This is a genomic window from Streptomyces sp. NBC_00554 (assembly GCF_041431135.1).
GTDB lineage: Bacteria > Actinomycetota > Actinomycetes > Streptomycetales > Streptomycetaceae > Streptomyces.
This window is the reverse complement of sequence record NZ_CP107799.1, coordinates 7480253-7506955: the sequence shown is the minus strand read 5'-3', so window position 1 is coordinate 7506955 and position 26703 is coordinate 7480253. Positions and strand designations below refer to the sequence as shown.

Below are 26703 nucleotides of genomic sequence, written 5' to 3'. Positions count from 1 at the left end.
TACCGCAGGCCGTCAGTTGTCGTCCTCGTCGATGAGGAACCCACGCATCGGCGAGGGAGCCTGCTGCATCGGCGACGGCCCCTGCGGCCGCACCGGCGCCATCGGCTGAGTCATCGCCGGAGACATCTGCTGCTGCCCACCGTAGGAGGGCCCGGCCGGAGCCGGACCGCCACCCATCGGCCCACCGTAGGACGGCGCACTCGCACCGGCCGGAGCCATGGAGGGCGCGGAAGGCGACGGCAGCGAAGCGGCCGCCGGAGTCCGCGGCGGAGCCAGCGAGTCATCAGCCTGGGTCTCCAGCTGACGCAGCTGGGACTCGAGGTAGGACTTCAGCCGGGTGCGGTACTCGCGCTCGAAGCCGCGCAGATCCTCGACCTTGCGCTCCAGCGTGGCGCGGGCGGACTCCAGGGAGCCCATCGCGACGCGGTGCTTCTCCTGGGCGTCCCGCTCCAGCGCGTCGGCCTTGGCGCGCGCGTCGCGCTCCAGGCCCTCGGCACGGCTGCGGGCCTCGCCGACGATCTTGTTGGCCTCGGAGCGGGCCTCGGCGATCGCCTGGTCGGCGGTCTGCTGGGCCAGCGAGAGGACACGGGCGGCGCTGTCGCCACCGGGACCCTGACCGGGCTGACCCATCTGCGGGCCGTGACCGCCCATCGGGCCACCCATGGGTCCGCCCATCGGGCCACCCATCTGCTGCTGCATCTGCGGCTGCATCTGACCGGGGTGCTGCTGCATCTGCTGGCCGGGACCCTGCTGACCCATCGGGCCCTGGCCCATCGGCCCACCCATCGGGCCCTGGCCCATGGGGCCACCCTGGCCACTGGGACCGGCGGGCAGCTGCGGCGCACCGCTCGGCAGCTGGGGCGGGCCGCCCATGGGGCCACCCATCTGCTGCTGCGGCGGGCCCGATATGCCGGCGGGCACGGGGGCACCCGGACCGCGCATGCCCTGCGGCGGGCCCTGCTGTTGGTCCTGCTGCTCGGGCGGCTTGCGCATGCCCTGCTGCTGGTTCTGCGCAGCCGCGCGCGTGGCCGCCGCCAGCTTGGCGCGCAGGTCCTCGTTCTCGCGGAGCAAGCGAGTCAGTTCGGCTTCGACCTCATCGAGGAAGGCATCGACCTCGTCCTCGTCATAGCCTTCTCGGAGGCGGACGGTCGTGAACTGCTTGTTCCGCACGTCCTCGGGGGTCAACGGCATCTCTTCACCTCAACGTAGTCGTCGGCATTCGGCAAGACCGTATCGTTCACAGCCGGCTCACGACGGAGATCAGGATGTAGACGATGATCATCAGTACGAAGAAGGACAGGTCGAGCGCCACGCCCCCGAGACGCAGCGGCGGAATGAACCGCCGCAGAAGCTTGAGCGGTGGATCGGTGACAGTGTAGGTGGCCTCAAGAACGACCACCATCGCCTTGCCGGGCTGCCATGAGCGGGCGAACTGGAAGACGTAGTCCATGACCAACCGGAAGATCAGCACGATGAGGAAACACATCAGCGCGATGTAGAGAACTTGCCCGACCACGCTCATGATCCGTGCTTCCCTCTCCCCTGTTTCCGTACGTTTCCGTACCTTGACTCCGGTCCAGCGTCTCAGCTCTGGTTGAAGAACCCGCCCTCTGCGATACGAGCCTTGTCCTCCGCCGTGACATCGACGTTAGCAGGCGACAACAGGAACACCTTCTGCGTCACCCGCTCGATGCTGCCGTGGAGACCAAACACCAAACCGGCCGCAAAGTCGACAAGTCGCTTCGCATCTGTGTCATCCATCTCAGTCAGATTCATGATCACCGGGGTGCCCTCACGGAAGTGTTCCCCGATGGTACGGGCCTCGTTGTAGGTCCGGGGGTGCAATGTGGTGATCCGGTAAGGCTCTCGCTCGGACACGACCTTGGGCATGATCACCGGGGCGTTCTTCTCCATGCTTTGACGTTCTTGTGTGATGGACGCCACGGGGGCGATTCGCGCCGGACGCCCGGATTCCGCGGCCAGCGAAGCGGAATGCGGCACCGGATCGCGCTGCGCCGGAGGCTGCACCACTCGTACCGATTCGTCCCGTTGGGACTGATGCGCCTGGTGTGACTGGTGCGGCGGCTCGTGCCGCCGACGGTCCCGCTCGGGCTCAGGGTCGAGCTCGGGCTCGAAGTCGTCATCGGGGTCGAATCCCCTGCCGTCGTACCCATCGTCCTCCACGAGGCCGAGGTAGACCGCCATCTTGCGCATCGCGCCGGCCATGCTCTGAGTCCTCCGCTCTGTGGTGGATCGGCTGACGAGTTGCCAAGTGCCCGCGATCCACGAGGTCGTTATGCCCGCCTTCGGCGGTAATGACCATATTTTCTGCTGTGGTCCGACTTCTTGGCGACGTTACCCGAGCCTGGGTCGGACTCCGAGTACCGCAGTACCGACGCGTACATGTGTCGCTCCGGCCGCCACGGCTTGTTCGAGGTCCGTACTCATCCCTGCGGACACCATGTTCGCAGCCGGATGCGTGCGGCGCATAGCAGTCGACAAATCCATCAGCCGCTCGAACGCCGCTTGTTGGCGTCCCGCGTAGCTCCCGGTGAGCGGCGCGACGGTCATCAGCCCGTCGAGACGGAGCCCCGGAGCGTTCGCGACGAGGTCGCCCAACTCTTCGATTCCGCCGACCCCCACGCCTCCCCGCTCCCCCCGGCCGTCCTCCTCCGCGTCCAGCGCGACCTGAATCAGGCACCCCACCTCACGCTCCACCCGCACCGCCTCCTTCGACAGAGCCGTGACGAGCTTGGAACGATCGACGGACTGCACGAGATCCGCGTAACCGACCACGGAACGCACCTTGTTGGTCTGCAACTGACCGACGAAATGCCAGGAGAGGGGCAGATCGGAACATTCCGCCGCCTTGGGCGCCGCGTCCTGATCACGGTTCTCGGCGACCTGCCGCACACCGAGTTCCGACAGGATCCGCACATCACTGGCGGGGTAGGTCTTGGTGACCACGATCAGGGTCACCTCTTCACGCTTGCGCCCGGCGGCCGTGCACGCCGCCGCGATGCGCTCTTCCACTTTCGCCAGATTTCCGGCGAGTTGAGCCCTACGGTCCGTCATGTCCATCAGTCCAGCCAGACATATCCCGCGAGCCGCCCCGTGGTGCGGTCGCGACGGTACGAGAAGTGATCCCGCGATTCGATCGTGCACACCGGCGACCGCTCCCGGTCGTGGACCCCGAGCCGTTCGAGCTGCGCGTGCACCCCGGCGACCACGTCGACCGCCGGAGTCCCCCAACTGGTCTCGCCGTACGCCGCGGGTTCGACGGCGGCGACTTCGGCGCGCATCGCTTCCGGCACTTCGTAGCAACGGCCGCAGACGGCGGGCCCGGTGCGGGCGACGATGCGCGCGGCCTCCGCGCCCAGCGACTCCATGGCGTCGATGGCCTCGGGCACGATCCCGGCGACCATGCCGGGCCGCCCCGCGTGGGCCGCGGCGACCACCCCGGCGACGGGGTCGGCCAGCAGGACCGGGACGCAGTCGGCGGTGAGTACGGCGAGGGCGAGGCCCCGGGTCGCGGTCACCAGACCGTCGACCGGCGGTGTGAACCGGGGGTCGGTCCACGGCCCGTCGACCTCGGCGACGTCCTTGCCGTGCACCTGGTTCATCCAGACCACGCGATTCGCGTCGAGTCCCAGGGACTTGGCGGCCCACAGCCGATTGGTCCCTACGGCGGCGGGGTCGTCGCCGACCGCTCCGCCGAGGTTGAGCTCCTCGTACGGAACGGCGCTCACCCCGCCCCACCTGTCGGTGAAGGCGAAGTGCGCGCCGCTCACTGTGCTCGTTCCGGAGCGCTGTCCTATCACTTCAGGAAGTCCGGCACGTCCAGCTCCTCGGCCGCGCTGTCCGAGTACGAGCGGGACGGCGGGACCGGCGGGGAGACCGGGATCTCGTTCACCGGCTCCGGGGCGGGCGCCGACGTCTCCTTCGGCGTGACGCTGCCGAGGGAGCCGAAGGACGGACGGCTGTCGGAGGAGCGCACCGGGGTGGGCTCCTCGCGCTTGGCCGAGGACGAGCCGAGGACGGTGTCCCGCTTCGAGGGCGGCTGGCCGCCGTCGAAACCGGCGGCGATGACGGTGACCCGCACCTCGTCGCCGAGGGCGTCGTCGATGACCGCACCGAAGATGATGTTGGCCTCGGGGTGCGCGGCCTCGCTCACCAGCTGGGCGGCCTCGTTGATCTCGAACAGACCGAGGTCGGAGCCGCCGGAGATGGAGAGCAGCACGCCGCGGGCGCCGTCGATGGAGGCCTCGAGGAGCGGCGAGGAGATCGCCATCTCGGCCGCCGCCACCGCGCGGTCGTCGCCGCGGGCCGAGCCGATGCCCATGAGGGCCGAACCCGCCTCGGACATCACGGACTTGACGTCGGCGAAGTCGAGGTTGATCAGACCGGGCGTGGTGATGAGATCGGTGATGCCCTGAACACCCGACAACAGGACCTGGTCCGCCGACTTGAAGGCGTCGAGGACGGAGACCTGGCGGTCCGAGATGGACAGCAGCCGGTCGTTCGGGATGACGATGAGGGTGTCGACCTCTTCGCGGAGTTCGGCGATACCGTCCTCCGCCTGGTTGGCCCGGCGCCGTCCCTCGAAGGTGAACGGGCGCGTGACCACGCCGATGGTGAGGGCGCCCAGCGAGCGGGCGATGTTGGCCACGACGGGCGCGCCGCCGGTGCCGGTGCCGCCGCCCTCGCCGGCCGTCACGAAGACCATGTCGGCCCCCTTGAGGACCTCCTCGATCTCCTCGCGGTGGTCCTCCGCCGCCTTGCGGCCGACGGCCGGGTTGGCTCCGGCGCCGAGTCCGCGGGTGAGTTCGCGGCCGACGTCGAGCTTGACGTCGGCGTCGCTCATCAACAGAGCTTGCGCGTCGGTGTTGATGGCGATGAACTCGACGCCCTTGAGACCGACCTCGATCATCCGGTTGATGGCATTGACACCACCGCCGCCGACACCGATGACTTTGATGACTGCGAGGTAGTTCTGCGGTGCTGCCACGTCGAAGGCCTCTCGCCTCGAGTTACGTGTCGTCGCCTCGCACGCTCGCGATCCGACGACTGATGCCGAATGGGACGGTCCGAACGCCGACCCGAACCCTAACGTTGAAGTTTAGGGTTACCAGTGTGTCTGTTCCTTGGACTCTTCCGAACAGGACACTAAGTCGACAAGTGGCGCACGTTCAACGAACACGCCGAACCTCCCGTTTTTCTTTTCACCCTATGTGATCAGCCGTAGCAGTGCCCAACCAGGGTGCTGGCCTGCGCAGATGTGCGTCAACTCCCTGATGACGCAGGGGCGGTGGGAACACTTACGTCGAAGTGCCGCGCCCCGGGAGCGGCTTTCATGAGAGCGGTGAGCGTACGCGCCTTCGCGGCGCCCTTCTCGCCACTCCCCCACTCGACGGTGCGGCCGCCCTTCAACTCCAGCGAGATGGAGTCGTACGAACGGACCTTGACGACCTGGGTGTCGCGGGCGACGGCGGCCGGAATGTCACCGGCGACCGTCACGGCCTCGCGCACCAGCCGGTCGGTCCCGAAGCGGCGTAGCCCTGCCGACTGAGGCACCGTCAATTCCAGCAGCGGCACGCTCTTCGGAGCATCCGAAACCGTCGCGAAACGCACGCCCTTGGCGTCCACTTCGACGAACTTTCCGCCCTTTTCTTCAATCAGGACCGGAGTGCGCTCGGTCACTTTCAGTCCGATTCCATGCGGCCAGGATCGGACGACATCAACCGAGTCAATTCGGGGCAATTTCCGGCGCAGTCGTTCCTCAATGGCATCGGTGTCGACGGAAATCAGCGGGGTTCCGACCGGAACTCCGGCGGCTTCGCGCACTTGCTGATCCGTCAGCACCCGCATCCCGGAGGCCGATACCCGCTCCACGCGCAGCCAACTCGAGCCGTAGAGGACCCACACGGAGGCGGCGCCGAGCAACACCGCGGCGATCATAAGGATGATGAGCGTACGGGGCCTGGACAGCCGCCCGATACGGGGCGGCCGGGGCGGGCCGGACTCCAGCTTCTGCCGTTCACCGCGCTCGGCGGTCGTCGGTCCGGCCACGCTCCCTGCCTTCCCTCATACGCTGCTAGCGGTGGCGTGAGGCGATCGCCTCGTACACCATGCCGACGAGCAGGTCGTCGGCGTCCCGGCGGCCGAACTCGCTGGCGGCGCGGGACATCTCGTACAGCCGGTGCGGGTCACCGAGCACGGGCAGGACGTTGCCCTGGATCCACTCGGGCGTCAGTTCCGCGTCGTCGACAAGGAGGCCGCCGCCGGCCTTGACCACCGGCTGGGCGTTCAACCGCTGTTCGCCGTTGCCGATGGGCAGCGGGACGTAGGCGGCGGGGAGCCCGACGGCGGAGAGTTCGGCGACGGTCATCGCGCCCGCGCGGCAGAGCATCATGTCGGCCGCGGCGTACGCGAGATCCATCCGGTCCACATACGGTACCGGGATGTACGGGGGCATTCCCGGCATCTGGTGGACCTGCGGCAGTTCGTTCTTCGGGCCGACCGCGTGCAGGATCTGGATTCCGGCCTGCTGGAGGTACGGGGCGACCCGCTCGATGACCTCGTTGAGGTGACGGGCGCCCTGGGAGCCGCCCGAGACGAGCAGGGTCGGCAGCGCGGGGTCGAGGCCGAACGCGGCGCGGGCTTCCGGGCGTACGGCAGCCCGGTCGAGGGTGGCGATGGAGCGGCGCAGCGGGATGCCGATGTACCGGGCCCCGCGGAGCTTGCTGTCGGGCGTCGAGACGGCGACCTGGGCCGCGTACCGCGAACCGATCTTGTTGGCCAGGCCGGGCCGGGCGTTGGCCTCGTGGATGACGATCGGCACGCCGAGGCGCTTGGCCGCGAGGTAGCCGGGCAGCGCGACATAGCCGCCGAAGCCGACGACCGCGTCCGCCTTGGTGCGCTCCAGGATCTGCTCGGCCGCCTTGATGGTGCCGCGCAGCCGCCCGGGGACGGTGATCAGCTCGGGGGTGGGCTTGCGCGGCAGTGGGACGGCGGGAATCAGCGCGAGATCGTAGCCCCGCTCGGGTACGAGTCGGGTCTCAAGGCCGCGCTCCGTGCCCAGAGCCGTGATCCCCACGGTCGGGTCCTGCCTGCGCAGGGCATCCGCGAGGGCCAGCGCGGGCTCGATGTGGCCGGCGGTCCCCCCGCCGGCGAGTACGACATGCACCGAAATTCACCGCTCTCCGGACGAACGCGCCGCCGAGGCACGCCGTCGCATTGTGTTCCATCTCCGAGGCCCCGCGGCCCCCGCGGAGCCTCTCACCGCAGCCCGCTTTCTGCCAAAGCGAGGCTGCCGCATCGCGAGCGCCGCCCGCGCGGCGGGGTCGTCGCGCGCGAAGGCGATCAGCAGCCCGATCGCGAACATGGTCGGCAGCAGGGCGGAACCCCCGTAGGAGAACAGCGGGAGCGGGACACCGGCGATCGGCAGCAGACCGAGCACCGCACCGACGTTGATCACGGCCTGGGCCGTGATCCAGGTGGTCACGCCTCCCGCGGCATACCTCACGAAGGGGTCCTCCGTGCGTCCGGCCACGCGGATACCCGCATAGCCTAGAGCCGCGAAGAGGGCGAGCACCGACAGCGTCCCCGCCAGGCCCAGTTCCTCCCCGGTGACGGCGAAGATGAAGTCCGTGTGCGCTTCGGGCAGTTGGCCCCATTTTTCCACACTGGCACCGAGACCGGAACCGAAGAGTCCGCCGGAGGCGAGGGCGTAGATACCGTGCACGGCCTGCCAGCACTGGTCGTTGGGGCCGGGGTCGGTGGCACCGATGCAGGCGAGGCGGCCCATCCGGTTCGGGCTGGTCTTGATGAGGATGAAACCGAGCGTCACAGCGATGGACAGCACACCCCCGAACAGCCGGGTGGGCGCTCCGGACAGCCACAGCAGCCCGAAGAGGATCGCCGTGAGGATGATCGCCGTACCCATGTCACCGCCGAGCATGATCAGCCCGAGCAGCATGAAGGCCACCGGAACCAGCGGCACCAGCATGTGCTTCCACTGCGTCAGCAGCCGCTTGTCCTGCTTGCGGGCGAGCAGATCGGCGCCCCACAGCACGAGCGCGAGCTTGCCGAACTCACTGGGCTGCAGCTGGAAGGGGCCGCCGACGGAGATCCAGTTCTGGTTGCCGTTGACCGCCACTCCTATCCCCGGCACCTGCACCAGGATCATCAGGAAGACGGAGCCCGCCAGCATCGGATACGCCAGCGCCCGGTGCAGCCGCACCGGCATCCGCGAGGCCACGAAGAGCAGCACGCCGCCGATACAGGCCGCCAGGAACTGCTTCCGGAAGAAGTAGGACCCCGGCAGCGACAGCTGCAACGCCGTGATCTGCGAAGCCGAGTAGACCATCACAAGGCCGAGCACGGTGATCAGCAGACTGCCGCCGAGGATCAGGTAGTACGCGGTCAGCGGCCGGTCCCAGGCTTTGCGGGCGCGTACGTAGAGGGTGCGTAGGGGGTTGTCGCGCGGGGGCCGGGCGGCGGCGGGCCGCTTCGAGGCCCGCTGGACAGGGGGGCGGCCGGTACGACTGCCGGGCATCAGCGGCTCCTGTCGCCGCGGGGCGGGACAGGCTGGCACAGCGCCGTGCCACCGGCGGAAAGCCGCCGGCGAAGCACCGACCACGATGGCGTCACGCGTCGCTCCCAAGGATCCCGGGCGCCCGGGACAGCGGCTCAGACCCGCCGTCAGGCGCTCGCGGCGCCGAGTTCGCGAACCGCTTCCGCGAAAGCGTCACCGCGCTTGTTGTAGTTGGCGAACATATCCATGGAGGCGCAAGCCGGCGCCAGCAGCACCGTGTCGCCCGCGTGAGCGAGCCCCCGCGCCTCCTGAACCGCCGCGAGCATCGCCCCAGTGTCGGTCCGGTCGAGGTCGACGACCGGTACTTCCGGCGCGTGTCGCGCGAGCGCTTCCCGGATGAGAGCCCGGTCGGCACCGATCAGCACGGCACCCCGAAGCCGCTTTGCCGACTTGGCGACCAGCTCGTCGAAGGTCGCGCCCTTGGCGAGCCCGCCCGCGATCCACACGATCGACTCGTACGCGGCCAAAGAGGCTTCCGCCGCATGGGTGTTGGTGGCCTTGGAGTCGTCGATGTACGCGACCCCGTCCACATCGGCGACGTGCGAGATGCGGTGGGCGTCCGGCCGGAAGGCCCGCAGACCGTCCCGTACGGCCGCGGCGGGCACCCCGAAGGCACGCGCCAGGGCCGCCGCCGCAAGGGCGTTGGCGATGTTGTGCGGGGCGGGCGGATTGACGTCCGACACCTCCGCCAGCTCTTGGGCGTTCTTCTGCCGGTTGTCGACAAAGGCACGGTCGACCAGGATGCCGTCCACGACACCGAGTTGGGAGGGCCCCGGCGCGGCGAGGGTGAAGCCGATCGCCCGGCAGCCCTCCTCGACGTCCGCCTCACGCACCAGGTCCTCGGTAGCCTTGTCGGCCGCGTTGTAGACGCAGGCGACCCGATTTCCTTCGTAGATACGGCCCTTGTCGGCGACGTACGCCTCCATGGAGCCGTGCCAGTCGAGGTGGTCGGGCGCGAGGTTCAGTACGGCGGCGGAGTGGGCGCGCAGTGAGGGCGCCCAGTGCAGCTGGTAGCTCGACAGCTCCACGGCGAGGACGTCGTACGTCTCCTCGCCGAGGACCGCGTCCAGGAGCGAGACCCCGATGTTGCCGACGGCCGCCGTACGCAGCCCTGCCGCCTTCAGGATCGAGGCGAGCATCTGGACTGTGGTGGTCTTGCCGTTGGTGCCGGTGACGGCGAGCCAGGGAGCCGCATCCGGGCCCCTGAGCCGCCAGGCCAGCTCCACGTCGCCCCAGACCGGGACGCCGGCCTCGGCGGCCGCGGCGAACAGCGGCTTGTCCGGCTTCCAGCCGGGCGTGGTGACGATGAGCTCGGTGCCCTCCGGCAGGGTGGCGCCGTCACCGAGGCGCACGGTGATGCCGAGCGCCTCCAGGTCCGCGGCCTGCGCCCGGGAGCGCTCGTCGTCGCCGTCGTTGACGACCGTGACGACCGCGCCGAGGCCGTGCAGCACACGGGCCGCCGGGATACCGGAGACGCCAAGGCCGGCGACGGTGACGTACTTGCCCTGCCAGTTGGTCACTTCTTGGCTGCCCATCCTGCGTAGAAGAGGCCGAGACCCACGATCACGCACATGCCCTGGATGATCCAGAAGCGGACCACGACAAGGACTTCGGACCACCCCTTTAGTTCGAAGTGGTGTTGGAGTGGCGCCATTCGGAAGACGCGCTTCCCGGTCATCTTGAAGGAGCCGACCTGGATGACCACCGACATGGTGATGAGGACGAAGAGGCCGCCGAGCAGGGCGACCAGGATCTCCGTGCGGGAGCAGATCGCGAGACCGGCGAGCGCGCCGCCGAGGGCCAGCGAACCGGTGTCACCCATGAAGATCTTGGCCGGCGAGGTGTTCCACCACAGGAAGCCGAAGCAGGCGCCCATCAGGGCCGAGGCGACGACCGCGAGGTCCAGTGGATCTCGTACCTCGTAACAGGCGGCCGGGTTGGTGAGGGTCTGCGCGTTGGCGCAGGACTCCTGGAACTGCCAGACACCGATGAAGGTGTAGGCGCCGAACACCATCGTCGCGGCGCCGGTGGCGAGGCCGTCCAGACCGTCCGTCAGGTTCACGCCGTTCGACATGGCCAGGATCATGAACAGCGCCCAGACCACGAACAGCACCGGGCCGATGGACCAGCCGAAGTCCTGGACGAAGGAGAGCTTCGTGGAGGCCGGAGTGTTGCCGCGGTTGTCGGCGAACTGCAGGGCCAGTACCGCGAAGGCGATACCGACGGTCAGCTGTCCGGCCATCTTCGCCTTGGCCCGCAGACCGAGCGAGCGCCGCTTGACGATCTTGATGTAGTCGTCCAGGAAGCCGACCAGGCCCATGCCCGCCATCAGGCCGAGCACCAGCAGACCCGAGAAGGTCGGCGCGTAGCCCGTGATCACCTTGGACATGAAGTACGCGATGATCGTCGCCAGGATGAAGGCGATACCACCCATCGTCGGCGTACCGCGCTTTGCGTGGTGCTCGCGCGGGCCGTCGTCCCTGATGTACTGGCCGTAACCCTTGCGGGCCAGGAGCTTGATCAGCAGCGGGGTGCCGATCAGGGTCAGGAACAGGCCAATGACTCCTGCGAACAGGATCTGCTTCATCATCGGGCGGCAACCTCACCCTCAACGCCGCTGTCGAGCAGCGCGAGCGCCACCCGTTCGAGCCCGACCGACCGGGACGCCTTCACGAGCACGACGTCCCCTGGGCGCAGTTCACTGCGCAACAGGTCGACAGCCGCCTGTGCGTCGGACACGTGCACCGACTCCTCACCCCACGAACCCTCGTTATATGCGCCCAGTTGGAGCCAGGACGCTTCCCTGCCCCCGACCGCGACGAGCTTGCTGACGTTGAGCCGGACGGCGAGCCGCCCGACCGCGTCGTGCTCGGCGAGCGCCTCGTCCCCGAGCTCGGCCATCTGACCGAGCACCGCCCACGTACGACGCCCTCTGCCCATGGCCGCGAGCGCGCGCAGAGCGGCTCGCATGGACTCGGGGTTCGCGTTGTAGGCGTCGTTGACGACCGTCACGCCGTCCGGGCGCTCGGTGACCTCCATCCGCCAGCGGGAGAGGGTGCCCGCCTCGGAGAGCGCACCGGCGATCTCGTCTGCGGACATGCCCAGCTCATGGGCGACGGCGGCCGCGGCGAGCGCGTTCGACACGTGGTGCTCACCGTACAGGCGCATGGTCACGTCACTGCACCCGGAGGGTGTGCGAAGGCTGAAGGAAGGCTGTCCACTCTCCGTGAGACGGACGTTCTCGGCGCGTACGTCCGCTTCGTCGGACTCTCCGAAGAGGATCACGCGCGCCTTCGTACGGGAAGACATGGCGCGTACGAGGGGATCGTCGGCGTTGAGGATCGCTGCGCCGTCCTCGGGAAGGCCCTCGACCAACTCGCCCTTCGCCTGCGCGATCTGCTCGCGGCCGCCGAACTCCCCGATGTGGGCGGTGCCGACGTTGAGGACGAGGCCGATCCGCGGCGGGGTGAGCTCCGTCAGGTACCGGATGTGGCCGATGCCCCGGGCGCCCATCTCCAGCACCAGGAACCTGGTCTCCTCGGTGGCGCTGAGCGCGGTGAGCGGCAGCCCGATCTCGTTGTTGAGCGAGCCCGGCGTGAAGACCGTCGGCGCCTTGCTGCGCAGGACCTGCGCGATGAGGTCCTTGGTGCTGGTCTTGCCGGCGGAGCCGGTGAGCGCCACGAGGGTCGCGCCGAGCCGTTCGACGACATGGCGCGCGAGGGCGCCAAGGGCCGTCTGTACGTCCGCCACGACGATCGCGGGGACGCCGACGGGCCGGGAGGCCAGCACGGCGACCGCGCCCGCGTCGACGACCGCCTGGGCGAAGTCGTGCCCGTCCACGCGTTCGCCCACGAAGGCGACGAAGAGGCTGCCGGACTCCACCTCACGGGAGTCCCTGACGACGGGTCCGGTCACCTGTACCGCCGGATCCGGTATGTCGTACGTCTGCCCGCCGACGACTGCTGCGATCTCGGCGAGAGAGAGGGCGATCACAAGTTCATCCCTGGGTCTTCTGGATAGCTTCGCGAAGCACCTGGCGGTCGTCGAAGGGACGCACCACCCCGGCGATGTCCTGGCCCTGCTCGTGGCCCTTGCCCGCGATCAGTACGGTGTCGCCGGGCCGCGCGCGGGCGACGGCGGCGGCGATGGCTGCGGCCCGGTCCTCGAAGACCTGGACCTCGCCGCGCTCGTGCTGCGGCACCTCGGCGGCTCCCGCGAGCATCGTGGCGAGGATCGCGAGGGGGTCCTCGGAACGGGGGTTGTCGGAGGTCAGTACGGCGGTGTCGGCGAGCCGTGCGACGGCGGCACCCATCGGCATCCGCTTCGTCCTGTCGCGGTCACCGCCGCAGCCGAGCACCACGTGCAGCTGACCTGTCGTCACCTTGCGCAGCGCGCGCAGGACCGATTCGACGGCGTCCGTCTTGTGCGCGTAGTCGACGACGGCCAGATAAGGCTGGCCCGCGTCCACCCGCTCCAGCCGGCCCGGTACACCCTGTACGGCGGCGATGCCGTCGGCGGCGGTCTGCGGGTCGATTCCGGCCACGGCGAGGGAGACGAGCGCGGCGAGCGTGTTCGCCACGTTGAAGGGGCCCGCGAGCGGCGACCTGGCGGTGACCCGCTCGCCCTTGGGGCCGACAGCGGTGAACGTCGAGTCCATGGGGCCGACTTCGACGTTCTCGGCCCGCCAGTCGGCGTCGGGGTGCCCCTCGGCGGAGAAGGTGACGACGGGGACGGTGGCCTCCTTGGCCAGCCGGCGCCCGTACTCGTCGTCGAGGTTGACCACGCCCAGTTTGCTGCGTTCCGGCGTGAACAGCTGTGCCTTGGCCTGGAAGTAGTCCTCCATGCCGGAGTGGAACTCCATGTGCTCCGGGCTGAGGTTGTTGAAGACGGCGATGTCGAAGATGCAGGCGTCGACCCGGCCGAGGACCAGCGCATGGCTGGAAACCTCCATGGCGACCGCCTCGACCCCGCGTTCGCGCATGACCGCGAACAGCGCCTGGAGGTCGGTGGCTTCCGGCGTCGTGCGCTCCGACTTGATGCTCTCGTCGCCGATGCGCGTCTCGACGGTGCCGATCAGGCCGGTGCTCCGGACCGTCTTCAGGCCGCCCTCGACGAGGTACGCCGTGGTGGTCTTGCCGGAAGTGCCGGTGATGCCGAACTGAAGCAGGTCGCGCCCCGGGTGACCGTAGATCGTGGCCGCCAGCTCTCCCATCTGCCCGCGCGGGTCGTCCACGACGAGGACCGGCAGCCCGGTGGCCGCGGCGCGTTCGGCGCCCGTCGGGTCGGTCAGCACGGCGACGGCACCGAGTCCGGCCGCCTGCGTCACGAAGTCGGCGCCGTGCAGGCGGGCGCCGGGCAGCGCGGCGTACAGGTCGCCGGGGCGCACGGCGCGGGAGTCATGGGTGATACCCGTGACCTCCACAGCGGTGCCCTGTGGCTTCTGGGCACCCAGCTGATCGGCGAGTTCCGCCAGGGGTGTGGCGGCGTTCTGAACCGGTCGCGGCGGCCCCGGATATGTCACAGGAACGCCCTTCTGGGTGGTTTGGGACTGATCAGCGTCTGGCACGGCGGTGAGCGTACCGGGCGCACCCCCGCCGGAGCGAAGTGAGGGCGTGGACGGGCCGTGCGGCGGGGTGTGCGGCACGGCGTGGTTCCCGGGATCGGGGGTGATCGTTGTCACGAGGTGTTCCTGGCTGGTTTCCGTGCTGATCAGGGCGTGAAGGTCACGGGGAGATTCGCGGCCTTGGCCCCGGTGGGCGGTACCTGAAGTGTCTTCAGGGCGAACTCCATGACCTCCTTGTAGATGGGTCCACAGATCTGGCCTCCGAAGTAGCTGCCCTTAGTGGCGTTCTGGATCGCGCAGTACACGGTGATCCGCGGGTTGTCGGCGGGTGCGAATCCGGCGAACGACGAGGTGTAGCCGTTGTACTTGCCGGTGGCCGGATCCACGCGGTTGGCCGTACCCGTCTTGCCCGCGACCCGGTAGCCGGGAATGCGCGCCTTGGTGCCGGTGCCCTGCTCGTCGTCCACGACGGACTCCAGCATCTGGGCGAGGGTCTTCGCCGTCTTCTCGCTGACGACCCTTGTCTTCTTGGGCTCGGAGGCGGGCGTGAAGCGGCCGTCGGCACCTTCCGTACCGCGCACCAGAGTCGGCTCGATCCGTACGCCGCCGTTGGCGATCGTCGAGTAGACGGAGGCCGCCTGCAGCGCGCTGAGCGACACTCCCTGGCCGAAAGGAATCGTGTACTGCTGCGAGGTCGACCAGTCCTCGGGGGCCGCGAGGATGCCCTTCGTCTCGCCGGGGAAGTCCAGCCCGGTGTTGCCGCCGATGCCGAACTTGCGCAGGTACGAGTAGAGGACCTTGTTGGCCTCCGTCTGCGTCTTGCCGAGCTGGCCGACCGCCAGGATGGTGCCGATGTTGCTGGACTTGGCGAGCACGCCGTTGAGCGTCAGGTTCCAGGTCGGGTGGTCGATGTCGTCCTGGAAGAGCCGGTCGCCGCGCTGCAGCCGGTTGGGCACGACCACATGCGTCGCGGGCGTGGCGACGTTCTCCTCCAGCACGGCGGCCATCGACATGACCTTGGCGGTGGAGCCGGGCTCGTACGCGTCCTGGACGGCCGCGTTGCCGAGCGCCGCCGGGTCGGCCTGGGAGAGGTCGTTCGGGTCGAAGCCGGGCGAGTTGGCCATCGCGAGGATCTCGCCGGTCTGCGTGTCCTGCACTATCACGTACCCGCTGTCCGCCTTCGACTCCTTCACCTGCTCGGTGATGGCGTTCTGCGCGGCCCACTGGATGTCACGGTCGATGGTCAGCTCGATGTCGGAGCCGGCCACGGCGGGGGTCTCGGTGGAACCGGCGGTGGGCACCTGGAGGCCGCCGGACTGCGCGTACCGGATCTCGCCGTCCTTGCCGGCCAGTTCCTTGTTCAGCTCCTGTTCGAGCCCGCCGCCGCCCTTGCCGTCGGCGTTGACCCAGCCCAGTATCCCGGCGGCGAGATCTCCGTTCGGGTACACGCGCTTGCTGGCGGGGACCGCGACGATGCCCGCGAGGACGTTGACGGTGCTCGGGTCGGTCTCGGCCTTGGCCGCGAGCGTGCTCCTGATGTCCTTGATCTGCTTCCAGACCTGAGGGGTCTGACGGTTCGCGAGCAGGGTGTAGCGCGTGTTCTTCGTCTTCAGCTTCTTGGTGACCTTCTCCGCGTCCTGGCCGAGGATCGGGGCGAGCAGCGCCGCGGCCTGCTCGGGCGCGTCCGCCGTCTTCGTGGCCTTCTGCGTGAACATCGTGGGGTCGGCCGTGATGTCGTACGCGTCCACGCTGGTCGCCAGCTCGACGCCGTTGCGGTCCGTGATCCCGCCGCGTTCGGCGGCCAGCGTGCGCCCGACGTACCGGTTCTGCTCGGCCTTGGCGACATACGTGCTCGCGTCCACGGCCTGCACCTGGAGCAGCCGCACGACGAAGGCGATCATCACCAGGGTCAGCGCGAGACTGACCATACGGAGCCGGGGGCGCGGGCTGCCGAGCCGGATGACGCGGGGGCCGGCGGGCCTCGGCGCGCCCGGGCGGCGCGCGGGGCGGGCGCCGGGGTCCGGACGCCGCTGGCCTGAGGGTCGTACGGGCCTGGCGGGGCCGGGCACTCGGCGGCGCGGCGGTTCCCTGTCGGACACTTCCGTCACCTGCCGGGGATTGTGGAGGGCTGCACGGACGGGGTGGCCGCCGGCGGCTGCGCGGAGGCGGCGGCCGTGGACGGCGTGGGGGTGGGCGTTGGGACCGCGGTCGGCGTCGGGCTCGGCGCGAGGGCGAGGACCTCGGGCGGGCGCACCACCGGGGTACGTGCGGAGGACTGCTGGGCGGCTGCTCCCGGGACGCCCTTGACGGTGCCGTCCGGGTTGAGGAAGGCCGGGTCGCCGCCGGGGACCATGCCCAGTTCGCGGGCCCGGCGCTGGAGGGCGTCGGGGGCGGCGTAGGCGTCCACGTCCCGCTGGAGCGCCTGCTCCTCGTCGGTGAGGCTCTTGGTGTCCCTCTGCAGGTCGTCGAGCTGGAACGACCCTGCGCTGAGCGCGGAGTTCAGCACGAGGAGCCCGATGAGGCCGCCGCCGAGCAGGAGCACGACCAGCAGGACGAAGGGGGTACGGGCGGCCGTCCCGGCACCTGCCGGGAGAAGCCGGGCGAGCCTGGCGGCCCGCCCTCTCAGTTCGGGTTTCCTGCTCACGCGCCCTCCCTGCGGGTTCGGTTTCCCGACTCGCGGCCGCGCCGCGAGTTCGAATCTCCCACCCATGTCGCCTCGCGGGTCGGGATCACCGACTCGCTCCGCTCCGTGAGTTCGGATGTCCTACCCGGACGCCGACAACGCGTCTGGATCCCCAACCCACTCGGTCCCGTGAGTTTGGATGCCGTACCGAGTCGCGGCCCGCGAGTTGGGATGTCCCACTCTCCCGACCTCGCGAGTTCGGGTTTCCGACTCACTCGTCCTCCCTCTCCCCGCGCCTCACTCGGCTTCCTCGCGGATGCGCTGCGCCCCCCGCAGCCGGGCGGGAGCCGCTCGCCGGTTCTCCGCGACCTCTTCCTCGGTGGGAAGTTCGGCACCGCGCGTGAGCAGCTTGAGCCGGGGCTGGTAGCGCTCGGGCACGACCGGCAGGCCGGGCGGCGCCGTGTTGGCGGCGCCGGCCGCGAACACCTGCTTGACCAGCCGGTCTTCCAGCGAGTGGTACGACAGGACGGCGATCCGGCCGCCGACGGCGAGCACCTTCACGGCCGCGGGGATCGCCTGCTCCAGGACGCTGAGTTCGCCGTTGACCTCGATGCGCAGCGCCTGGAAGGTGCGCTTGGCGGGGTTGCCGCCGGTCCGCTTGGCGGCCTGGGGAAGCGAGTCGCGGATCAGCTCGACGAGGCGCGCGCTGTTGCTGAAGGGTTCCTTCGCGCGTTCACGCACGACCGCCGACACGATCCGCTTGGCCTGCTTCTCTTCGCCGTACGCCCGCAGGATCCGCACCAGTTCGCCCGGCGGGTAGGTGTTGAGCACCTCTGCGGCGCTCATGCCGGTCGTCTGGTCCATGCGCATGTCGAGCGGAGCGTCCTGCGCGTACGCGAACCCGCGGTCCGCCTCGTCGAGTTGCATGGAAGAGACGCCCAGGTCGAACAGGATGCCCTGGACGCGCGGGATGCCCAGGCGGTCGAGTACGTCGGGGAGTTCGTCGTAGACGGCGTGCACGAGGGTCGCGCGGTCACCGAAGGGGGCGAGCCGCTCCCCGGAGAGGCGCAGCGCCTCCTTGTCGCGGTCCAGGGCCACGAGACGGGCCTCGGGGAACTGGGTGAGGAGCGCCTCGCTGTGGCCGCCGAGTCCCAGCGTGCAGTCGACGACGACGGCTCCGGGCCCGGTGAGAGCCGGGGCCAACATGTCCAGGCACCGCTGGAGCATCACCGGGACGTGTCGACTCTGGCTCAAGGGGCCCTCTCAGATCCGGCAAGGCAGTACGCACCGCCGGGTCCCCGCCCTCCCCCAGCTGACGCTGGGGGGACCCCCGGAGAAGGGGAGGCCCGCTGGCGCCGGGAGAGTGGCGTCAGCCGACCGGGAGCGGGAGGAGGCCGAGCCGTACGTACGCGCCGCGCACGTGGGGAAACGCCGGAAAATCGCCGGGTTTCCGGGGGAAAGCAGTCCAGCAGGGAGAGCCTCGCCTCCCGCTTCGCGTCACTTTAGTCCACGGTGTCTCGCGGTCAATCAACCGGCATGCGCGTCGTGAGTCCTGCTCCCGATGAAGCCGTGAATCGGAAAGAACAACCCATACGGGCGAGCCGACACCGCCCGTGTGGGTTACCTCACAACAAGCCACGATGACGTTCTTTGTCCCCTCTCACGGCAGGACCGCTTCATATGCGACCAGTACCGTCATAGGCATGACGACCTCCGCATCTGTTCCCACCGGGCCCGAAGGCGCCATATCCAGCGACGGCACCGTGACCGACCGTCTCGTCGACGCGAACCAGCAGTACGCCGCCGCCTTCGCCGATCCGGGGATGGACGCCCGTCCCGTCCTGCATGTCGCGGTGGTCGCGTGCATGGACGCCCGGCTCGACCTGCACGCCGCGCTCGGCCTGGAGCTGGGCGACTGTCACACCATCCGCAACGCGGGCGGAGTCGTCACCGACGACGTGATCCGCTCCCTCACGATCAGCCAGCGGGCGCTCGGCACCCGCAGTGTGGTCCTCATCCACCACACCGGCTGCGGCCTGGAGTCCCTCACCGAGGACTTCCGGCACGATCTGGAGATGGAGGTCGGCCAGCGGCCGGCCTGGGCCGTCGAGGCCTTCCGGGATGTCGAGCAGGACGTACGGCAGTCGATGCAGCGCGTGCGCACCTCGCCGTTCCTTCTGCACACCGACGACGTACGCGGCTTCGTCTTCGACGTCACGACGGGTCTGCTGCGCGAGATCGACCCGGTCTGACAATCTTCATCGGGCCTTCACGGTGGCTTTCTGGGCCTCGTGGGAGCCTCTGTTCACTAAAAATCATGAACCAGGGCCGACCAAAAGACCGCAAGGCAGACATATCGCGGCCAGTTATCCACAGGCGGATGACACGAACCGGTAACGGCAACAAGAATGCGAGTGTGGCGTCACGCGGAACTTTTCCCGCTTGGTGTCCGTGTTTTGGGGTGGGCCGGTCCGCACAGGGCGTCGGCCCGAGAAAGGGCCGAGGAGGGCCGGGTGACGACCTATGACGATCGAGCGAGCCTTACAGATCTGACCGCCACTGTGGAGCGTGTCCGCAGTTCGGTGGAAGGAGTGATCGAAGGCAAGCCTGAGGTCGTACGGCTTTCGCTGACCGTGCTGCTCGCCGAGGGTCATCTTCTGATCGAGGATGTTCCCGGCGTCGGCAAGACCATGCTGGCCAAGGCGCTGGCACGGTCCATCGACTGTTCGGTGCGGCGTATCCAGTTCACGCCCGACCTGCTGCCCTCGGACATCACAGGTGTGTCCATCTGGGACCAGCAGCGCCGGGACTTCGAGTTCAAGCCGGGCGCGATCTTCGCTCAGATCGTGATCGGCGACGAGATCAACCGAGCCTCGCCCAAGACACAGTCCGCGCTCCTGGAGTCCATGGAGGAGCGCCAGGTCACCATCGACGGGACGACGTACGAACTGCCCAGCCCCTTCATGGTAGTGGCCACGCAGAACCCGGTCGAGATGGAGGGCACCTACCCGCTTCCGGAGGCCCAGCGCGACCGTTTCATGGCCCGTGTCTCCATCGGCTATCCCAGCGCGGAGGCCGAACTGCAGATGCTGGACGTCCATGGCGGGGTGAACCCGCTGGACGACCTCCAGCCGGTGGCGCACGCGCACGAGATCGTGAAGCTGATCGACGCGGTCCGCTCGGTCCACGTCGCCGACCCGGTGCGGCGGTACGCGGTGGAGCTGGTCGGGGCCACGCGCACGCACCCCGATCTCAGACTCGGCGCCTCACCGCGTGCCACGTTGCATCTGCTGCGCGCGGCGAAGGCGTCCGCCGCCCTCAGCGGCCGGGAGTACGCGCTGCCGGACGACGTCCAGGCACTCGCCGTGGCGGTCCTGGCCCACCGTCTGCTGCCCACGGCACAGGCACAGCTGAACCGGCGCACGGCCGAACAGGTCGTGCAGGAAATCCTGCAGCGCATCCCCGTTCCCGCCGCGCCCCAGCAGCAGTCCGGCTTCACGGTGGGCCGCGGTGCCACCGCCTACGGCCAGCAGCCGCCGCGGAGGCTTGGATGACGCAAGGAGGGACGGGGTACACCGCCGAGGAGGACAAGGGAGGGCTGCGCACAGCACTCGCCGGGCTCACCACGCGGGGCCGCTCCTTCCTGGCCGCCGGAGTCGCGGCCGCGATCTGCGCGTACGTCCTGGGGCAGAGCGATCTGCTCCGGGTCGGCCTGCTCCTGGCGGTGCTGCCACTGGTGTGCGCAACCGTGCTGTACCGCACCCGTTACCGGGTCGCGGGCAGCCGCAGGCTCGCCCCCGCGCGCGTGCCCGCCGGTTCCGAGGCGCGGGTCCATCTGCGCATGGACAACGTCTCGCGGCTGCCCACCGGACTGCTGATGCTCCAGGACCGGGTGCCGTACGTGCTCGGCCCGCGGCCCCGGTTCGTCCTGGACCGGGTGGAGGCGGGCGGCCGCCGCGAGGTGTCCTACCGGGTGCGCTCGGACCTGCGCGGCCGCTATCCGCTGGGCCCGCTGCAACTACGGCTCACGGACCCCTTCGGAATGTGCGAACTGACGCGCTCCTTCTCGACGTACGACACCCTGACGGTCATCCCGCGCGTGGAGGCGCTGCCGCCGGTGCGGCTGACCGGTGAGGCGAAGGGGTACGGCGACGGGCGCCAGCGCTCGCTGGCACTGGCCGGCGAGGACGACATAATCCCGCGCGGCTACCGCTACGGCGACGATCTGCGCCGGGTGCACTGGCGCCTGACCGCGCGCTACGGCGAGTTGATGGTCCGCCGCGAGGAGCAGCCGCAGCGCTCCCGCTGCACGGTGCTGCTGGACACCCGTGGGGTCGCCTTCGAGGGCGCGGGCCCGGATTCGGCCTTCGAGTGGGCGGTTTCGGGCGCGGCGTCGACGCTGGTGCACATGCTCGAACGGGGCTTTTCGGTACGGCTGTTGACCGACACCGGCAGCTCGGTGCCCGGCGAGGGCGCGGACGGCTTCGCGGGCGCGAGCCCGGAGTCGGCGGACGCGGCCGGACTGATGATGGACACACTCGCCGTCGTCGACCACTCGGACGGCACGGGTCTGTCCCGCGCCTACGACGTGCTGCGCGGCGGGAACGAAGGGCTGCTGATCGCCTTCCTCGGCGATCTGGACGAGGAACAGGCGACAGTGCTCGCCAAGATGCGCCAGCGCAGCGGCGGGGCCGTCGCCTTCCTGCTGGACAGCGAGGCATGGATGCGGGAACCGGCGGACGTCCCCGGGCCGTTGGACAAGAGCGAGGATCAACTGCGCATGCTGCGCGAGGCGGGCTGGACTGCTGTGAGGGTGCCACGGGGGGCGGGGATCGCCGACCTGTGGCGTGAGGCGGACCGGCAGCGCACGGGCGTCGCGTCGACGGGAAGTACGGCGGGGGGTGGTGGCTCATGAGCGGGCGGGCGCGACTGGCGCTGTTCGCGGCGGCGGCCACTCTCATGGCCGCGACTGCTCTGCTGCCGCTGGTCGATCCGGCGACCTGGTTCTTCCAGGCGGCGTTTCTGCTGGCGATGCAGTCCGGTGCGGGCGCGCTGACCCGGCGGGTTCCGCTGGCCCGGCCGCTGACCGTGGCGGTGCAGGCGCTGGTGACGCTGATGCTGCTGACGCTGGTCTTCGCCCGGCAGCAGGCCTTCCTCGGGATCATCCCGGGGCCCGAGGCCTTCAACCAGTTCGGGGTGCTGCTGCAGGCGGGCACGGACGACGTCGGGCGGTTCGCGATTCCGGCGCCGCTGTCCGACGGCATCCGGCTGATGCTGGTCGGCGGTGTCCTGGTGATCGGGCTCTTGGTGGACGCGCTCGCGGTGACGTTCCGCAGCGCGGCTCCCGCGGGACTCCCGCTGCTCGCGCTGTACTCGGTCGCCGCGGGGCTTTCCGGCGGCGGTGCCGCATGGCTGTGGTTCCTGCTCGCGGCCGCCGGCTATCTCATGCTGCTGCTCGCCGAGGGCCGCGACCGGCTCTCGCAGTGGGGCCGCGTCTTCGGCGGAGCGGCGGCGTCCCGAACGCCGGGCCCCGAACCCTCGGGCGGCGCCGTCGCGCCCGTGCGCACCGGGCGGCGCATCGGCGCGGTCGCGCTGGGCATCGCCCTGGTGGTGCCGCTCGCCCTGCCCTCGCTCGACGGCGGTCTGCTGGACGGTACTGGGACGGGTGTGGGCTCGGGCTCCGGAGGCGGTGGCACGATCTCTGCGGTCAACCCGCTGGTCTCACTCCGCGACAGTCTGAACGTGGACGAGGACCGCGAGGTCATGTCGTACCGCACCAACACCGACGACACCCAGGACATGTATCTGCGGATCGTCTCCCTGGACGACTTCGACGGCACGGCCTGGAAGCCGGCCCAGCGGCACATCGTCGATGTGCCGGACACGTTCCCGACGCCGATCGGCCTCGGGAGCGACGTCCAGCGGACCGCGATCCAGACCCGTGTCTCGGCGGCCGACTGGTACGCGCAGGACTGGCTCCCCATGCCCTATCCGGCCACCCAGGTGGACATCAACGGCAGCTGGCGGTACGAGCCGGTGGGGCGCACGCTCGTCGGGGACCACGGCCAGAACACGCGAGGCGTGCAGTACGAGGTCACGAGCCTGCTCGTGCAGCCGACCGCGGAGCAGCTCGCGACGGCGCCGGAGCCGGATCCGGCTCTGAAGCGCGAGTTCACTCAGGTGCCGGATTCGCTGCCCTCGGTGGTGGCCGACACCGCGCGCGAGGTCACCGCGGGCTCGGCCAACCACTACGAGCAGGCGGTCAAGCTCCAGGACTACTTCGCCGTGAGCGGCGGATTCACGTACGACACGGAGGTGCAGGTCGGCAGCGGTTCTGCCGCGATCGCGCGCTTCCTGAAGGACAAGGAGGGCTTCTGCGTCCACTTCTCCTTCGCGATGGCCGCGATGGCCCGCACGCTGGGGATACCGGCCCGCGTGGCGGTGGGCTTCACGCCCGGTTCCACGCAGCCCGACGGTTCGATGACGGTCGGTCTGCGGGACGCGCACGCCTGGCCCGAGCTGTACTTCGAGGGGGTGGGCTGGACGCGCTTCGAGCCCACTCCCAACCGGGGCTCGGTTCCGGACTACACCCAGCCGGAGACGTCCGGCACCGATGTGCCGGCCGCACCGCAGCCGACGCAGTCGGCCTCCGATGCGCCTGCCGCCTCGGCGTCGGCGAGCGAGAGCTGCACGGCGCAGGAGAGGAAGCTCGAGGCGTGCGCGAGCGAGTCCGCGCTGGCCGCGGTGGGCTCCGACGACGGCGGTATGCCGTGGCTCCAGATCCTGGGGCTGGCCTTGGCCGGACTCCTCGTCCTTGGGGTGCCGTTGCTGCCGATGCTGTGGCGCATGCGGATACGGGCCGTGCGGCTCGGCGCGCACGGGCGCACCGACGCGGATGCAGCGGTGTACACGCTGAGTGCCTGGCTGGAAGTGACCGATACGGCGTGGGACTACGGGATCGAGCCGGACGACTCGCAGACGCCTCGCAAGGCTGCCGCGCGGATTGTCCGTCTCGGGCTTCTCGAACCGACGGCGGCGGATGCGGTGCACCGGGTGGCGGCGGCTGTGGAGCAGGTGCTCTACGCTCCGCATCCCCGTCCGACGGCGGGTCTCGCCGAGGACGCCCGTCAGGTCGCGGACGGCTTCCGCACCTTGGCGAGCCGTCCGGCCCGTCTCCGTGCACTCCTCGCTCCCCGCTCAGCCATCCGGGTGGTGTGGGCGGCGTCGGACTACTGGACCGCTCTGGCTGCCCGCCTGGCGGCCCGGCGGGAGACCTTGCTGCGGCGGCCTTCGGGGCAGAACGGCTGACCGTCCCTGCGCTGTGTGCGGCCCTTGCCCTGGCTGGGGCGGGGGCCGCACCGCTGTCAGCAGCGGAGCGCTCTGTTGCCGGGGAGCCCGGCGTGGGGCTGGGGTCGGGGTAGGTCGCGCGGCCCGGCGCTTGCGGGGTGCCGCTCTTTTGGGACGGGCGCCGCCCCTAGCGGCACGCATGCCCACAGCGAGGAAAGGTTGCAGCGGGGACGGTTGCCGCGGCGCGCGTGCCCACGGCTGCGGCGTGAGTGCCGCTGCGCCCGGTTCAGGGCGTGCGTGAGGGGGTGTCCACCGGACTGGTGGACACCCCCTCAGGCGATGTCATTGACCGCGGCGCTCGGGGGCTACTGGCCACCCTGGTCGTCGCGGCGGCGCTGCCAGCGTTGTTCGATGCGGTCCATCATGGAGCGGCGCTGTCGGCCTTGGCTGCGGGCGGCCGGCGCGCCTGGCGCGGTCGGCTGTTCACCCGGCTTGGGGGCCTTGCGCCAACCGGTTACGGCAAGCACCGCGCAGCCCAGCATGACGAGGAAACCCACCACGCTTAGCCAGATCTGCACGGCGACCATTCCGGCCATGAGGAGCGCGATACCCACCAGGAAGCCCGCGACCGCCTGGTAGACCCGTCGCCGGGTATACGTACGCAGCCCGCTTCCCTCAAGCGCTGTCGCGAACTTGGGATCTTCGGCGTACAGCGCTCGCTCCATCTGCTCGAGCATTCGCTGCTCGTGCTCCGAGAGCGGCACGGAGTCCTCCTCATCGTGCAGTCGCCGGGGCGACCGGGGGTCCCCTTCAGGATAGGCAGGGAATCGCCCCCGTGAAACCCGCCCCTCTACGCCAATTAGCCAACCGGAACCCGCCATGACGCCCGGATCCACTGAGGCGTGCATTCCCCAGCGAACGGCCCGTCATGCCGAACGGTCTCCCTCGATCATACGGCGCCGAGCGCCCGATCGGGGGGCCTGTGGCGTACTCCATCTGCAGCCAAGCCCCTGATCAGCGGCGCACCACGGGAGGCGGCTCAGCGCTCACCGGCCCCTTGCGTCTCACCGAGCACATGAAGCTGCGTCGCCACGGAGTGGAACGCGGCGAGTTCGGCCGCTGCGGCCTCCAGCTTCAGCAGTGCTTCCAGGGCCCCGGGCTCGGTGTCCACGAGGACGCCGGGGACCAGGTCAGCGAAGACCCGCACTCCATGCACGGAGGCGACCTTCAGGCCCGCGCCCTCGACCAGCGCGGTGAGCTGTTCGGCGGTGAAACGGTGGGGTACGGGATCACCCTCGCCCCAGCGTCCGTCCGGGTCGTCGAGCGCCTGCCTGGCCTCCTTGAAGTGCCCGGCGAGGGCGCGGGCCAGCACGGCTCCGCCCAGGCCCGCGGCGAGGAGGCTGAGGACGCCTTCGGGGCGCAGCGCGTCCACCACGTTGCGGACGCCGTTGGCCGGGTCGTCCACGTACTCCAGGACTCCGTGACAGAGCACCGCGTCGTAGCCACCGCGCTCGACGACGTCGAAGAGGCCGTGTGCGTCGCCCTGGACGCCGTGCACGCGGTCGGCGACTCCGGCCTCGGCGGCCCGGCGCTCCAGCGCGAACAGCGCGTTCGGGCTGGGGTCGACGACGGTGACGCGGTGGCCGAGGCGGGCCACGGGCACCGCGAAGTTGCCGCTGCCACCCCCGGTGTCGAGGACGTCCAGGGCATCCCGCCCCGTGGCCTTGACCCGGCGGTCCAGGGCGTCCTTGAGGACCTCCCAGACCACGGCGGTACGGAGAGAAGCGCGGGGGCGCATCGGGTCCGACACGGCAGTTGACTCCTCGGCGCGGCACCGCCTCTTGCACGGCGGAGCGATCGGGGGGCCTCCCGGGCCCTTTTCCGGGGCGGAAGGCTTCATGCGCTTCCACCCTAATGGGCAGCGCAGCGAGTCAATACCGACCGGCTCCGGAGTCTCGGGCTCTGTGCCGTGAAGCGTGAGGCTCCTCGGAGGAAACGGCGGTTCGCGGCTCCCGTGCCGGTCAGCCCGCGTCCGGGACTTGCCGGTCTCCGTCCTGCCGGGGCTGAGGCAGCACGGGCTGCAGCACCAGCATCCGCTCGACGAGGCGCAGGAACATCGCCACGTCGCGTATGAGGTCGTCGGCGTCGCGGCTGCCGGCCGCGCCCTGTATGCCCGCCTCGGCGCGGGCACGGCGGGTCGCTCCGGCGGCGAACAACGCGCTCCACTCGGCGAGTTCGGGCGCGATTTCGGGGAGCACTTCCCAGGCGCTCCGGATGCGTGCCCTGCGTCGGGGCGTGGGTTCCGGGCGTCCCCGCGCGGCGAGGACGGCCGCGGCGGTGCGCAGGGCGGCCAAGTGGGCCGTCGCATAGCGCTCGTTGGGTGTGTCGAGGGCGGTCGCCTCGTCGAGTCCGGCGTGGGCCTGTGCGAGCAGTTCGAGGGCGGCGGGCGGGGCCGTGGTCCGGCGGAGCACGGGGTGCACGTCGCTCGCCGGACCGGTCAGTGAGGGGGCAGGGCCGGTGGCGCGGCGCCGGTGGGAGGCGGCTGCGGATGAGTTGGCCATGACGAACCTCCTGTCGTCTGTGTGACGGCTCTGTGGCCGTATGTGTCCATCGTGAGGTATGCCACTGACAATC

The 26703-nt window shown here is 70.0% G+C and carries 23 protein-coding genes; 4 read left to right on the top strand and 19 right to left on the bottom strand.

The features are described 5' to 3' along the window. Positions 1-12 precede the first annotated feature (12 nt). From OG266_RS33065 to rsmH, 16 genes are all read right to left on the bottom strand, one after another. Entirely contained in the window at positions 13-1191 is a 1179-nt protein-coding gene (locus OG266_RS33065; protein ID WP_371550167.1) for a DivIVA domain-containing protein, read from the bottom strand. A 46-nt stretch (positions 1192-1237) separates the two neighbouring features. Continuing rightward, positions 1238-1522, bottom strand: a complete 285-nt coding sequence (locus tag OG266_RS33060) for a YggT family protein (protein ID WP_028803186.1) — start codon at positions 1520-1522, stop codon at positions 1238-1240. A gap of 62 nt (positions 1523-1584) precedes the next feature. Continuing rightward, on the bottom strand, positions 1585-2226 hold the full coding sequence (locus tag OG266_RS33055) for a cell division protein SepF (RefSeq protein ID WP_266465278.1): 642 nt from the start codon (positions 2224-2226) through the stop codon (positions 1585-1587). 129 nt (positions 2227-2355) lie between these two features. After that, positions 2356-3081, bottom strand: a complete 726-nt coding sequence (locus OG266_RS33050; protein WP_266465275.1) for a YggS family pyridoxal phosphate-dependent enzyme — start codon at positions 3079-3081, stop codon at positions 2356-2358. Further along, a complete protein-coding gene (gene pgeF, locus OG266_RS33045) occupies positions 3081-3821 on the bottom strand; it encodes a peptidoglycan editing factor PgeF (protein WP_371550163.1) in 741 nt (246 codons plus the stop codon). The genes OG266_RS33050 and pgeF overlap by 1 nt, the downstream gene beginning before the upstream one ends. Then, a complete protein-coding gene (gene ftsZ / locus OG266_RS33040) occupies positions 3818-5008 on the bottom strand; it encodes a cell division protein FtsZ (protein ID WP_266465270.1) in 1191 nt (396 codons plus the stop codon). Before ftsZ ends, pgeF begins: the two co-directional genes overlap by 4 nt. A 275-nt stretch (positions 5009-5283) precedes the next feature. Next, positions 5284-6069: a cell division protein FtsQ/DivIB gene (locus tag OG266_RS33035; protein WP_371550162.1), complete on the bottom strand. Its 786-nt coding sequence runs from the start codon at positions 6067-6069 to the stop codon at positions 5284-5286. Positions 6070-6094: 25 nt separating this feature from the next. Then, entirely contained in the window at positions 6095-7186 is a 1092-nt protein-coding gene (gene murG, locus OG266_RS33030) for an undecaprenyldiphospho-muramoylpentapeptide beta-N-acetylglucosaminyltransferase (RefSeq protein ID WP_266465266.1), read from the bottom strand. Positions 7187-7192: 6 nt separating this feature from the next. Beyond that, on the bottom strand, positions 7193-8557 hold the full coding sequence (gene ftsW / locus OG266_RS33025; protein ID WP_371550159.1) for a putative lipid II flippase FtsW: 1365 nt from the start codon (positions 8555-8557) through the stop codon (positions 7193-7195). A gap of 146 nt (positions 8558-8703) precedes the next feature. Further along, positions 8704-10131, bottom strand: coding sequence for a UDP-N-acetylmuramoyl-L-alanine--D-glutamate ligase (murD, locus tag OG266_RS33020; protein ID WP_266465260.1), 1428 nt, complete (start codon positions 10129-10131; stop codon positions 8704-8706). Further along, on the bottom strand, positions 10113-11186 hold the full coding sequence (mraY, locus tag OG266_RS33015; protein WP_266465257.1) for a phospho-N-acetylmuramoyl-pentapeptide-transferase: 1074 nt from the start codon (positions 11184-11186) through the stop codon (positions 10113-10115). The genes murD and mraY overlap by 19 nt, the downstream gene beginning before the upstream one ends. After that, on the bottom strand, positions 11183-12589 hold the full coding sequence (gene murF, locus OG266_RS33010) for a UDP-N-acetylmuramoyl-tripeptide--D-alanyl-D-alanine ligase (protein WP_266465254.1): 1407 nt from the start codon (positions 12587-12589) through the stop codon (positions 11183-11185). The genes mraY and murF overlap by 4 nt, the downstream gene beginning before the upstream one ends. 4 nt (positions 12590-12593) lie before the next feature. Next, a complete protein-coding gene (locus OG266_RS33005) occupies positions 12594-14117 on the bottom strand; it encodes a UDP-N-acetylmuramoyl-L-alanyl-D-glutamate--2,6-diaminopimelate ligase (protein ID WP_329550271.1) in 1524 nt (507 codons plus the stop codon). A gap of 188 nt (positions 14118-14305) precedes the next feature. Then, entirely contained in the window at positions 14306-16258 is a 1953-nt protein-coding gene (locus OG266_RS33000) for a penicillin-binding protein 2 (RefSeq protein ID WP_329548146.1), read from the bottom strand. A gap of 5 nt (positions 16259-16263) precedes the next feature. Next, complete coding sequence (locus tag OG266_RS32995) at positions 16264-16803, bottom strand: hypothetical protein (RefSeq protein WP_371550156.1); 540 nt, start codon at positions 16801-16803, stop codon at positions 16264-16266. 276 nt (positions 16804-17079) lie between these two features. Next, positions 17080-18036, bottom strand: coding sequence for a 16S rRNA (cytosine(1402)-N(4))-methyltransferase RsmH (gene rsmH, locus OG266_RS32990; protein WP_266465248.1), 957 nt, complete (start codon positions 18034-18036; stop codon positions 17080-17082). A gap of 449 nt (positions 18037-18485) precedes the next feature. On the opposite strand from rsmH, the gene OG266_RS32985 reads away from it, so the two are divergent. From OG266_RS32985 to OG266_RS32970, 4 genes are all read left to right on the top strand, one after another. Then, entirely contained in the window at positions 18486-19034 is a 549-nt protein-coding gene (locus OG266_RS32985) for a carbonic anhydrase (RefSeq protein ID WP_266465246.1), read from the top strand. Positions 19035-19295: 261 nt separating this feature from the next. After that, a complete protein-coding gene (locus OG266_RS32980; protein ID WP_371550153.1) occupies positions 19296-20336 on the top strand; it encodes an AAA family ATPase in 1041 nt (346 codons plus the stop codon). Next, a complete protein-coding gene (locus OG266_RS32975; RefSeq protein WP_266465240.1) occupies positions 20333-21697 on the top strand; it encodes a DUF58 domain-containing protein in 1365 nt (454 codons plus the stop codon). Before OG266_RS32980 ends, OG266_RS32975 begins: the two co-directional genes overlap by 4 nt. After that, positions 21694-24090, top strand: a complete 2397-nt coding sequence (locus tag OG266_RS32970) for a DUF3488 and DUF4129 domain-containing transglutaminase family protein (protein ID WP_371550151.1) — start codon at positions 21694-21696, stop codon at positions 24088-24090. Before OG266_RS32975 ends, OG266_RS32970 begins: the two co-directional genes overlap by 4 nt. A 344-nt stretch (positions 24091-24434) precedes the next feature. On the opposite strand, the gene OG266_RS32965 is transcribed toward OG266_RS32970, so the two are convergent. The 3 genes from OG266_RS32965 to OG266_RS32955 form a co-directional block, all read right to left on the bottom strand. Continuing rightward, positions 24435-24833, bottom strand: a complete 399-nt coding sequence (locus OG266_RS32965) for a DUF3040 domain-containing protein (protein ID WP_266465234.1) — start codon at positions 24831-24833, stop codon at positions 24435-24437. 275 nt (positions 24834-25108) lie between these two features. After that, a complete protein-coding gene (locus tag OG266_RS32960) occupies positions 25109-25879 on the bottom strand; it encodes a methyltransferase (RefSeq protein ID WP_266465231.1) in 771 nt (256 codons plus the stop codon). A gap of 211 nt (positions 25880-26090) precedes the next feature. Further along, the gene (locus OG266_RS32955) at positions 26091-26630 is read right to left on the bottom strand and encodes an SAV_6107 family HEPN domain-containing protein (protein WP_266465229.1); all 540 of its coding nucleotides are present in this window, start codon (positions 26628-26630) and stop codon (positions 26091-26093) included. Between the last annotated feature and the right edge of the window lie 73 nt (positions 26631-26703).